3 rRNA genes are annotated in these 745 nt (G+C 51.5%); all 3 read right to left on the minus strand.

Going from position 1 to position 745, the window contains the following annotated elements:
- A 23S ribosomal RNA gene (locus tag ACE99V_RS20415) occupies window positions 1-250 on the minus strand; the annotation flags it as partial.
- Between the two features lie 108 nt (window positions 251-358).
- Window positions 359-475: ribosomal RNA gene (gene rrf, locus ACE99V_RS20420) — 5S ribosomal RNA — on the minus strand.
- A gap of 99 nt (window positions 476-574) precedes the next feature.
- Window positions 575-745: ribosomal RNA gene (locus tag ACE99V_RS20425) — 16S ribosomal RNA — on the minus strand; the annotation flags it as partial.

A 745-nucleotide genomic window follows, 5' to 3' on the forward strand; every position in this document is an offset into this window, starting at 1 on the left:
CACTACTGGGGGAATCACTATTGTTTTCTCTTCCTCCGGCTACTTAGATGTTTCAGTTCACCGGGTGTGCCTTCTCGTCACCTATGGATTCAGTGACGGATACCATCCCATTACGGATGGTGGGTTGCCCCATTCGGAGATCCCCGGATCAAAGCGTGCTTACCGCTCCCCGAGGCTTATCGCAGTTCGCTGCGTCCTTCTTCGGCTCCTAGCGCCAAGGCATCCACCGTGTGCCCTTAGTAACTTAACCACATAGGTTAGTACTAATAGTACTTACACTTAAAATTAACCTTAGCAATTACATGCAATATCCAGTTTTCAAGGAACGAACTTTGTAGTTGCTTCAGAAGAAGCAACCGCCTGGCAACGTCCTACTCTCCCGGTCCCCTTCGGGACAAGTACCATCGGCGCTGGAGGGCTTAACGGCCGTGTTCGGTATGGGAACGGGTGTGTCCCCTCCGCCATCATCACCAGACATATAAGGATATTAAGTCCTCAATTTTCAATTAGGCTTGAAGGAAACACTCCTTCAAAACTGAACAGCGAGTGCGTTTACCAGCCAAAATCTCCATAGAAAGGAGGTGATCCATCCGCACCTTCCGGTACGGATACCTTGTTACGACTTCACCCCAATCATCTACCCCACCTTCGGCGGCTGGCCCCGACACGGTTACCTCACCGACTTCGGGTGTTGCAAACTCTCGTGGTGTGACGGGCGGTGTGTACAAGGCCCGGGAACGTATTC

The sequence above is a fragment of the Brevibacillus soli genome (genome assembly GCF_044759095.2).
Classification (GTDB): Bacteria; Bacillota; Bacilli; order Brevibacillales; family Brevibacillaceae; genus JBIYSM02.